The following is a 10,379-nucleotide window of genomic DNA, read 5'->3' on the forward strand; positions in this document are numbered from 1 at the left end:
GAACCCAACATCGCCCGCGCCACCAGACGCGCCAACCGCCGCACCCACGACCTGATCAGCGCCGTGACCAGCACACCGAGAACGCAATAGCCCTGCCATGCATGTAGTTATCCCAGAACCCGACCCAACCCACTGCCCCGAACGGCAGTTCATAATCTGTGGCCTACCGAACCAGATGGATCGTCCGTACGGGCCGGGTCGATCATGGTCCGTTCGGCCGTACCCGACACGCCGGGCGGCCGTTACGGCCTCGCCGCTTCAGCTCCTCATCCGCCCCCGGAATCGCTGGGGCGGGCCCCGCACCGTACGCTCGTCGCGGCGCCGCCGGCGCACGGTTCGTTCGCCGCGAGGCTCCGGCCCGCGGCCCGGTCGACAGGCGGGAGGTGTCCGGCATCCTCCAGTTCTGCATCCTGGGACCGCTCGAGGTCACCAACGCCGGCAGCCCGGTCGACACGGGCACCCCGAAGCAGCGCGCCGTCCTGGCCATGTTGGCGACACAGCCCGGCCGGATCGTCTCCGTGCAGCGGCTCATCGACGAGCTGTGGGCCGAAGAGCCGCCGGAGCGGGCCATCGCGTCGCTGCAGGCGTACGTCTCGCGGCTGCGCCGGGCCCTCGAGCCGGGCCGCACCGCGCGCGACCGCTCCGCCGTGCTGGTCAGCCGCGCGCCCGGCTACCTGCTGCAGGTCCCGGCCGACTCCATCGACGCGGCCCGGTTCGCCGCCGCCGTGGAACACTCGGCCGCGGAGCTGGCCACGGACCCGGCGGCCGCGCTGCGCACGCTGAGCGCGGCCCTGGAGCTGTGGCGGGGCGACCCGCTGCCGGAGCTCGGCGAGTCGCCGCTGGCTCGGGCCGAGCGCAGCCGCCTGTCCGAGCTGCGCCTCACCGCGATGGAGCAGCAGTCGGAGGCGCTGCTGGCCCTCGGCCGCGCCGCCGAGGTGGTGTACCGCAGCGAGGTCGCCCTCGCCGAGGCACCCTACCGCGAACGTCTGTGGGGTCAGCTCATGCTCGCCCAGTACCGCTGCGGCCGCCAGGCCGACGCGATGGCGGCATACTCGCGAGCGCGCGCCGGGCTGATCGACGAGCTGGGCATCGAGCCCGGGCCGGCGCTGCAGCAGCTGGCCCAGGACATTCTGCGCCAGGCTCCGCACCTGACCTTCGCTCCAGGCACCGAACCGACCCCGGCCGCCCCGGTCTCGACATTGCCGGCCTCGGCCGCGTCGGTGCCTATTTCACCTGGCGTTCCGGATATTTCCGGAATGGCGGTCGATGGACGTGCGGTGAGCGCTGCGGGCGTCTTGGGCGCTGGCGGCGTCCCCGACCCTGTGGGCATCCCGGGCGCTGCGGGCATCCCGGGCGCTGGCGGCGCCGGCACGGCGGGCGTCCCGGAAGCGACGGGCACTCTGGGCGCGGCGGGCATTTCCGGCATGGCGGGCGTCCCGGGCGCGGTGGGCGTCTCCGGCGCTGCGGGTATCCCGGGCACTGGCGGCGCCGGCACGGCGGGAGTCCCGAGCCCAACGGGCGCTTTGGGCACCGCGGGCATCCCGGGCGCGGCTGGCATTCCGGGCGATGGCGGCGCCGGCACAGCGGTTGCCCCGAGCCCAACGGGCGCGTTGGGCACCGCGGGCATCCCCGGCACCGCGGGCATCCCCGGCACCGCGGGCGTCCTGGGCGCTGGCTGCGCTGACGCGGCGGGTGTCCCCGGCGCTATGAGAACTATGAGCGCTATGGGGGTCCCGGGCGCCGGCAGCGGCGGCCCGGGCGCTGTGAGCGCCATAGGCCTCCTGAGCGCTGCAAGCGTCTCGGACGCTGTGGACGCGATCGAGGCCGACGCGCTCGTCGGGCGCGACGACGAGCTGCGCACCGTGGACCGGTTGCTCGCCGAGGCGGCCGCCGGGCGGGGGCGGCTGCTGCTCGTCTCCGGCAGCCCCGGCATCGGCAAGTCCGCGCTGCTGCGGGAGGTCGCCGCCCGCGCCGAGCGGCGGGCCGGCGGCCTCGTCGGGACCGGGACCGGTGTGGACGGCGACGCACCGCCGGTGTTCCTGCCCTGGGCGCAGATCCTGCGCGAGATCGCCACCTCGACCGAGGGCGCGGCCGCGGCCCTGGCGACGGCGTTCGCGCCGTACGGGAACCTGCCCGCCGTGCTAGACCCTACCCTCGGTGCGATCCTGCCGCTGCCCACCGCCGAGCGGCTCGCCGATCCCGAGATGGCGCGGTCCCGGCTCTTCCAGGGCATCGTCGACGGGCTGTGCCGCCTCGCCGCCCACGCGCCGCTCGTGCTCGTCGTCGACGACGCGCACTGGCTCGACGCACCGTCTACCGTGCTGCTGACCATGTTCGCCAAGGCGCTGCGGCGCGGACGGGTGCTGCTCGCCGTCGGGTACCGGGAGGCCGAGCTCGCCCCCGAGGCGCCGCTGGCCGGCGTGCTCGCGGAGCTGGTCGCCGATCCGGCCGCGGTACGCCTGCCGCTGCACGGCCTCGAGCCCGGCGCCATCGCGGCCCTGGCGCGCTCGGTGACCGGTGGCGATGTGCCGCCCGAGACCGCGGCGATGCTGGCTGACCGCACCGGCGGCAACCCGTTCTTCGTCGTGGAGCTGCTGCGCGTGCTGGAGGCCGAGCGCACGCTGTCGCCCGAGCACGTGCCCGTGCGCGTCCAAGAGGTCGTCCGGCGCCGGCTCGCCAAGCTTCCGGGCCAGGTCAACGCCGTGCTCGCGGTCGCATCGGTGCTGGGGCGCGACGTTTCGGTACCGGTGCTGCGCGAGGTCGTGCAGATCGACGAGCTGGCGCTGTTCGACACGCTCGACACCGCCGTGGTCAGCGGGCTGCTCACCGCCACCGACGACCCGGGGCTGCTGCGCTTCTCGCACGACCTGGTGCGCCAGACCGCGTACCAGGACCAGGGCCCGCTGCGCCGCGCCCGGCTGCACGCCCGCGCGGCGCAGGCGCTGCGCGACACCGGGCTGGGCACCGCCGCACAGCTGGCCGGGCACCTGCGGGAGGCGCTGCCCGTGCTCTCGCCCTTCGACGTGGTGCCGGCGCTCGCGGAGGCGGCGGGCGAGGCGTACGAGCGGACCGCGCACGAGCAGGCCTCGGCGATGCTGCAGGAAGCCCTCGAGGTGCTGCACCGCGCCCCGTCCGGCGAGCGGCGCGACGTCGCCGAGCTCGACCTGCGCATCCGGCTCGCCTACATGCACCAGGCGACGCGCGGCTACCTCGCGCCGTTCGTGGCCGAGCAGTACGCCGCCATGGAGCCGCTGCTGCTGCGCCTGCGCGGGCGTCCGGTGCTCGACGTGCTGCCGGCGCTGTGGGGGTACGCCTCCTTCCACACGGCGGCGGGCGACGTGCAGCGCGCCGTGTCGGTGGCCCGCGCCCCAGCCCAGCAGGGCGGCGACCCGTGGGCGGCGCTCGTCGCCGAGGTACACGAGGGCCACGCCGCGCTCACGGTGCTCGACCTGCCCCGCGCGCACCGGTGCTTCGAGACCGCGCTCGAGGCGCTGCCCGGCGGGGAGCTGCGGATCTTCCCGATCGTCAACTGGGACCCGATCATCGGCGCGCACGCGCCGGCCGCGATCGCCTGCGGGCTGCTCGGCGACGACGCCGCGGCGCAGGCGCACCTGCGCGCCGCCCGGGAGCGTGCGGCCCGGGTCGGCGAGCTGTTCCTGGACATGTACGTCGCGCACTTCGTGGCCGTCGTGGCCGCCGACCGCGACGACCCGGTAGCGGCGGGCGCGGCGGCCCGCGAAACGCTCGCGCTCGCGGAGCGGGGCGGGCATCCGGAGTACCGCAGCCTGGCCGGCCTGGTCCTGGGCTGGGCGGAGGTGCGCACGGGTGACACGGCCGGACTGGAGCGGATGACCGCCGCCCGCGAGCACCTCGGCGACGCGATGCGCCGCTTCGGGCGGCTCGAGGCGCTCTTCGCCGACACGCTGCTCACGCTGGACCGGCGCGACGAGGCCGCGGCGGTGGCGGGCGCGGCGATCGAACGCGGGCTGCCGGGGCAGAGCGGCTTCGCCGAGCCCGACCTGCGCCGCATCCGCGCCCTCGCGCTGCGCGACCTCGAGGGCGCGCGCGAGGCGCTGCGACTCGCCCGGGCGCTGCACCACGCCCCGGCCACCGAACGCGCCGAGGCCACCGTCACCGCGCTGCGCTAGCCGGTGCCCGCCGCCAGGACCCGCTCGTAGCAGACCGAGAGCGCCGAGCTCTCGTAGCCACCGAAGAGCGGGACCCGCCGGTACCCCTCCCGCTCGTAGAAACGCCACGCGTCGGGCTGCTCGGTGCCGGTCTCGAGGCGCAGGACCGGCCAGCCGCGCTCGGTGGCGGCCGCCTCCAGCGCGCGTAACAACGCCGTCGCGACGCCCGTGCCGCGGCTGGGCGGGGTGACGTACATCCGCTTGATCTCCGCCGTGGTGGCGTCGAGCCGGCGCAGCGCGCCGCAACCGACCGCGGCGCCGCCGCGCACGGCGACAAGGAAAACGTCGACGTCGGCGGCCGAGGGGGCGGCCCCGGGCTCGTGATCGCCACTGCCGTAGCGCGCGTCGAGCTCGGCGCGCTGGGCCGCCCGCAGCGCCGCGCCGGCCGCGTCGTCCCAGGACCGCTCCTCGATCGTCCACCCGGCCATGCCCCGCACCCCCAAGATCGTAACAAGCGTTACCGTAACATGTGTTCCGTGAAACGTGGAGACGACCCGGGCGAGGCGCTGTCCCGCGCGGTGTGGGAAGTCCTCGCCCGGCAGGGCCTGGAGCGGCTCACGATCCGGGCGGTGGCCGCGGCGGCCGGCTGCACCACCGGGCTGGTCATGCACCGCTTCCCCAACCGACCGGCGCTGCTACGCCACGCCCGGCGGCTGCTGCACGAGGTGACCGGCACCCGCGTCGCCGCGCTGGAGGCCACCGCCGGCTCGCCGCGCGCGGCGCTACGGGCCGTTCTGCACCAGGGCCTCGCGCTCGACGAGCAGCGCGCCGCGGAGAGCCGGGTATGGCTGGGGTTCCTGGCCGCGGCGTTCACCGACGACGACCTGATCGCGATACACCGCACCAACAACCGCGACTGGCGCTCGCGGATCGAGCGGCTCACCGGCGACGCCGCGCCGGACTGGCCGCCGGCGCGCGTCCGCACGGCCGCGCTCGCGCTACTGTCCATGGTGGAGGGCGTCGCGGCGCTGGCGGCGGCCGATCCGGCCGCCTACCCGCCGGCCGTTCAGGAGGAGATGCTCGACGCCGGGTTGGCGGCATTCGGGTTGCGGACCTCCACCCGGTGACCGGCCGCACCTTCGATGGCATGAACCTCTCCACCGCGCTGATCGCCGTCGCCGTCATGCTCGGCCTGCTCGACGACGTCGAGGTGATCGGCGAGGCAGCCAACGGCGAGCAGGCGGAATCGGCCACGAGCCCTGCGGTACCAGGGTGAAGGTGATCGTGTGCCCACCGCGACCTACCGGTAAAACACCGAACCCGCCGTTCGCCGTAACGTTGCGCATTCGACGAGTGGAGGCACGGTTGGCCGGGAATCCCCCCAGGCTATTGCGTTCTCGTTGTGCTGGTCACGGCCTTGATGAGGTCGTGACTGTCCGCACAGGCCCAGGCCGACGACTTTCCCCGCGACTACTCTGGCCAGCATGTCCGACAATCTGCTCGCGGGTGATGTGCAACCGGCCGCATGCGAAGGCGGCCTCCGCTGTGGACGGTGAGGTGGAGCAAGCAAACCGGGCTGTCCTGCGGTGCATGGGGCGGCTGACCTGCAATGGACGACGATCTGATCATCCGGCCCATGACGGAGGCGGACCGGCCGGCCATGCGTGAGTCGACGCGGGCCGCGTTCGATGACCTGCTGCAGCGCCTCGGTACACCAGCGGAGCCCGATGACAGGCCGACCGTGCCGAACTCGAACAGCGGCGCCGCCATCGTGGGTCAGCTCCTCGAACTGGACGCTGCCGGCGCGTGGGTCGCCACGGTGGACGGCCATGTGTGCGGTGCGGCAATGGCGGGGCTGCGCGAGGGCTATGGTACCTGGCTCACCTACACGTCCGGCCGGGCCAGCAGGGCCGCGGCGTCGGACGGCGGCTGCTCGAAGCGGCGTTGCGCTACGGCCCCGACGCGCGCGGCCATCTGCTGCACTCATCGCTGGATCCGCAGGCGATGAGGTGCTACCAGCGGGCCGGGTTCGCGCTCGAACCGGCCATGCAGGCGACCGGCGTGGTACGTCGTGCCGCGTTACCGGCCATGGGCCAGGCACGCGCCGGCGGCGCTGACGACCTGGACCTCGCCGCCGAAGTCGACCGCCGCGTTCGCGGCGCGGCGCATGGCCCCGACCTCGACGTGTTGCTGCGGGCCGGTGCGCGGCTGCTGGTGCTAGACGATCGGCAGGAACGCGGTTACGTGGCTCTTCACAACGTGGGGTGTAGTTGGGGACCGAAATGCGCCGGGGCGCCCGTCAGGGATCGGCGCCGGCTCGATGCTGGCGGCGGCGCGTGATGCAGGATGGGCCGTCGGCGATAATGTCGGCGTGGAGTATGTGTCCAGGGTGCCGGGTCCGCCGCTGGACGGGCTGATCGACGACCTCTACTACCTGGAGGGCGCCCCGCCGTACTCCCGGTTGATGCTGCCGGCGGCGCCCGCGCCATTGCTCATCGTCAACCTCGGGGCGCCGTTTCTCATCCGCGCAGGCACCGACGTAGAAGCCGTGGAGTACGCCGACGGCTGCGCGGTCACCACGCCCACCCGTGCGTGGGAGTTCAGCTACCCAACCCCGACCCGGTCCGTGGGCGTCCACTTCAGGCCGTGGGGGCTTGCACCGTTCCTTCCGATGCCCGCGGCCGAGTTGTGCGACCGACCGGCGACGGTGGAGCGGATCTGGGGCCAGCCCGCTATCGCTGAGTTGCGACACCGACTGACCTTGGCGGACGCACCGCACGAGATGCTGATGTTGCTCGAGGAGGAACTGGTGCGACGGCTGCGGGTGATCGACGGTCTCGACCTGGTCCTCCAAATGAGCAGCGCCGTCGCGGCGACAGGCGGGACAGTGCCGATCAGCGACATCGGTGTGGCGGCCCGCGCCAGCAGCACGTATTTGGCGAAGCGGTTCAAGGCCGTAGTCGGTGTCACACCGAAACGGCTGGCTCGCAGCTACCGCTTCACCTCTACCGTGTTGGCGATCGACGTCGCTGCACCGATCGACTGGGGAAACGTTGCCGCTGACGCGGGCTACTTCGACCAGGCCCACTTCGTGCGCGAGTTCCGGGAGTTCACCGGGCTCACGCCGACCCGGTACGCCGAAGTCCGGCGGCGATTCCTGCGCGATCATCCCGACCACGTCCTGGACGGCTGGCCGCTCCCAGCCGATTGATTTCTTACAAGAGCGACAGTTCGCGCCGCACAAGACTTGGGACTCCAAACAGAGGAGGAATCCATGGGGAACGTGGTCATGAACGCGTCGGTTTCGGTGGATGGTTTCATCGCGGATGAGAACGACGATCCCGGTCCGATCTTCGAGTGGCTGGTCAGCGGTGACGTGCCGTTGGACGACGGTGGTGTTCTGAAGGTGTCGCAGGCGTCCTACGACTACGTCCGGCCGTACTGGGAGCAGGTCGGGGTGACGATCGCCGGCCGCCACGTCTTCGACCTGACTGATGGCTGGGACGGGACGCCTCCGAGCGGGGTCGACCACGCGGTCATTGTGACGCACCGGCCGGCGCCCGAGGGCTGGGCCCCTGAGGCGCCATTTCACTTTGTCGACGGCATCGAGGCGGCCGTGGCCAAGGCGCGGGAGCTTGCGGGTGACCGCATCGTCGAGGTCGCCGCGGGTGACGTCGGTGGGCAGATGCTTGCCGCGGGGCTGGTCGACGAGGTGCGCATGGACGTCGCACCCGTGGTGCTCGGGTCCGGTAAGCGCTACTTCGGCTCCGTCGACGCGCAGCACCTGCTGGAAGGCCCAGACGTAGTTGTTCAGGGCAACCGGGTGCTTCACCTGCGCTATCGGGTGCGCCGTTGACCGATCTGAGTGGGTACGCGAAGAAGTCCGCTGCGACGGTGACACGAGATCGGGCCTCCGGCTGCGTCTGTGCATCGCTGCCCCGGGATGGAAGTCGTGGTCTTCCAGATTGGCACACCTCGACTTGTCTGACGCTACCTTTGCCTGCCCTGACCTGACCAAGTTTCTGCGGCTCGATGAGCTCGGCCTGGCCGTCACCGGCCAACGACTCAGGCCCGACCGTGCGCTGCTGGCATGCCGGGTCGTCGAGCCGGACCAGTGGTGCCGTCGCTGTGGTTGCGAAGGCGTACCGCGCGACACTGTGACCCGGGAACTGGCCCACGAGCCGCTAGGCTGGCGTCCGACGACGCTCGTGGTGACCATGCGCCGCTACCGGTGTACCGGTTGCGGTCACGTGTGGCGCCAGGACACCAGCCTCGCGGCTGAGCCGCGAGCGAAGCTGTCGCGTCGCGGGCTGCGGTGGGCACTCGAGGCGATCGTGTTTCAGCACCTGACCGTCGCGAGGGTCGCCGAGGGACTCGGGGTCGCGTGGAACACCGCCAACGACGCTGTCCTGGCCGAAGGCAAGCGGGTGCTGATCAACGACGCCACCCGGTTCGACGGCGTGGCCGCGATCGGGGTCGACGAGCACGTGTGGCGCCACACCCGCCGCGGCGACAAGTACGTCACCGTGATCATCGACCTGACCGGCATCCGTGACGGCACCGGACCCGCTCGGCTGCTGGACATGGTCGAGGGCCGCTCAAAGCAGGCGTTCAAGTCCTGGCTCGCCGACCGTGACCAGACGTGGCGCGACGGGGTGGAGGTGGTGGCGATGGACGGGTTCACCGGCTTCAAGACCGCCACCGCCGAGGAACTCCCCGACGCGGTTGCGGTGATGGATCCCTTCCACGTGGTCCGCTTGGCCGGCGACGCCCTCGACCGGTGTCGCCGCCGGGTCCAGCAGGCCATCCACGGCCACCACGGGATGAAGAATGACCCTCTCTACTCCGCCCGCCGGACCCTGCACACCGGCGCCGACCTGCTCACCGACAAGCAGACCGACCGGCTCGCCGCCCTGTTCGCCGACGATGCCCATGTCGAGGTCGAGGCCACCTGGGGGATCTACCAGCGGATGATCGAGGCCTACCGCGAGCAGGACCGGGGTCGTGGCCGCGAGCTGATGGTCAAGCCATCGACTCGATCAGCCACGGCGTGCCGAAGCCCCTCACCGAGGTCATCACGCTCGGTCGAACGCTGAAGAAGCGCGCGGCCGACGTGCTGGCCTACTTCGACCGACCTGGAACGTCCAACGGACCGACGGAGGCCATCAACGGCAAGCTCGAGCACCTGCGTGGCTCCGCCCTCGGCTTCCGCAATCTCACCAACTACATCGCCCGATCCCTGCTCGAGACCGGAGGCTTCAGACCTCAACTACACCCTCATCTGTGATGAGCCGGTTACGTCCTCATCGACGCCGGCACGCCGAAAATGCTGGCCGCAACGAGCACCACCGCCGCCGTGGCGCTGCTGTGGGCGGCCCTCGCCGAGAGCAGTGAACATGCCGTGACAGTGGAAATCCTACGTGCCGACCAGCAGCGGGCGATCGACGTGGCGCACCGCGCGGGGCTGAGCCTTGCCCCGATGGGGCCGCTATGCCGCCAGGGCGACACCGGCCCGCTCGCACCGTACCTGCCACACGCCGACATCCTGTGAACCAAGCCTGACAGGGACGACGCCAACCGCAGCGATCCGCAAGTAGGGCTGGCTATCGCATCTTCGCTGGTCAAGGCGCTGCCTGACGACTTGCAATGGCCCTGTCCCCCCAGCCTTCCCGTCCTGCCGATGTCCGCGTTGCGCGGGCCATCGCCGTTGTCGAGACATTCGGGGATCGGCACCGGTGGTCCATGGGGACAGCGGTTGCTTGTTCCCGCCTTGCGGAGCATTCGGCGGAAACGCCGCCCGGCCGTGCGCGGCATTGTCGAAAAACGGCCGCGACACACCGGTAGCCGCATATTTCCGCCAATCATTCGATGCGTTTCCGGGCCGGAGGGCCGGCGCGGCTGTGGTGTGGCTGCGCGACGACGCTTCGGGACAGGACCGGGCCGTCCGTCGCCGTCCGCTTGGCGGGGTGCGGGATCGCAGTCGTTTGCCGCGGCGCCGCTCGCGGGACGTCGTAGCTGGCCCGGCGGCGTGACCGGCGGAGGCGGCGAGGGCGGCACCGGTCCCTGCCCCGATCTGTCCCGCTGGTCGCTGACCGCCGGCGGGGTGTCACCGCGCGCGCGGCGGAGCTTCTCGGCGTGACGTCTGGCCAGGCCCCATTCCCGATGCCGTGCGTGCTCCCGGCGGAACTGCTCCTTCGCCGGAGAATAACGACGTGACCTGGTCCGGTCACGCATGGCAGCCAACTCCGCCCT

At 72.2% G+C, this 10,379-nt stretch carries 8 protein-coding genes and 2 pseudogenes; 9 read left to right on the forward strand and 1 reads right to left on the reverse strand.

The window, feature by feature from the left end:
• Positions 1-383: 383 nt before the first annotated feature.
• The gene (locus tag ABT297_RS41485; RefSeq protein WP_350559167.1) at positions 384-4,148 is read left to right on the forward strand and encodes an ATP-binding protein; all 3,765 of its coding nucleotides are present in this window, start codon (positions 384-386) and stop codon (positions 4,146-4,148) included.
• Here ABT297_RS41485 and ABT297_RS41490 read toward each other — a convergent pair.
• Positions 4,145-4,615 (reverse strand): GNAT family N-acetyltransferase, encoded by a 471-nt coding sequence (locus ABT297_RS41490; protein WP_350559170.1) that lies wholly within the window; start codon positions 4,613-4,615, stop codon positions 4,145-4,147. The genes ABT297_RS41485 and ABT297_RS41490 overlap by 4 nt on opposite strands.
• Positions 4,616-4,663: 48 nt before the next feature.
• On the opposite strand from ABT297_RS41490, the gene ABT297_RS41495 reads away from it, so the two are divergent.
• The 8 genes and pseudogenes from ABT297_RS41495 (at position 4,664) to ABT297_RS41530 (ending at position 9,678) form a co-directional block, all read left to right on the forward strand.
• Complete coding sequence (locus ABT297_RS41495; RefSeq protein WP_350559173.1) at positions 4,664-5,254, forward strand: TetR family transcriptional regulator C-terminal domain-containing protein; 591 nt, start codon at positions 4,664-4,666, stop codon at positions 5,252-5,254.
• A gap of 20 nt (positions 5,255-5,274) precedes the next feature.
• Positions 5,275-5,403, forward strand: a complete 129-nt coding sequence (locus ABT297_RS41500; protein WP_350559176.1) for a hypothetical protein — start codon at positions 5,275-5,277, stop codon at positions 5,401-5,403.
• Positions 5,404-5,960: 557 nt separating this feature from the next.
• Positions 5,961-6,101 (forward strand): annotated as a pseudogene (locus ABT297_RS41505) (GNAT family N-acetyltransferase); the annotation flags it as partial.
• A 72-nt stretch (positions 6,102-6,173) separates the two neighbouring features.
• Entirely contained in the window at positions 6,174-6,467 is a 294-nt protein-coding gene (locus tag ABT297_RS41510; protein ID WP_350559188.1) for a hypothetical protein, read from the forward strand.
• The gene (locus tag ABT297_RS41515) at positions 6,448-7,338 is read left to right on the forward strand and encodes an AraC family transcriptional regulator (RefSeq protein ID WP_350559179.1); all 891 of its coding nucleotides are present in this window, start codon (positions 6,448-6,450) and stop codon (positions 7,336-7,338) included. The genes ABT297_RS41510 and ABT297_RS41515 overlap by 20 nt, the downstream gene beginning before the upstream one ends.
• A gap of 63 nt (positions 7,339-7,401) precedes the next feature.
• A complete protein-coding gene (locus tag ABT297_RS41520; protein ID WP_350559182.1) occupies positions 7,402-7,983 on the forward strand; it encodes a dihydrofolate reductase family protein in 582 nt (193 codons plus the stop codon).
• 124 nt (positions 7,984-8,107) lie between these two features.
• Positions 8,108-9,414, forward strand: a pseudogene (locus ABT297_RS41525) (ISL3 family transposase).
• 39 nt (positions 9,415-9,453) lie between these two features.
• The gene (locus ABT297_RS41530) at positions 9,454-9,678 is read left to right on the forward strand and encodes a hypothetical protein (RefSeq protein WP_350559185.1); all 225 of its coding nucleotides are present in this window, start codon (positions 9,454-9,456) and stop codon (positions 9,676-9,678) included.
• Positions 9,679-10,379: the final 701 nt, after the last annotated feature.

Origin of the sequence: Dactylosporangium sp. NPDC000555, from assembly GCF_040300025.1 — a bacterium.
In the GTDB taxonomy this organism is placed as follows: domain Bacteria; phylum Actinomycetota; class Actinomycetes; order Mycobacteriales; family Micromonosporaceae; genus Dactylosporangium.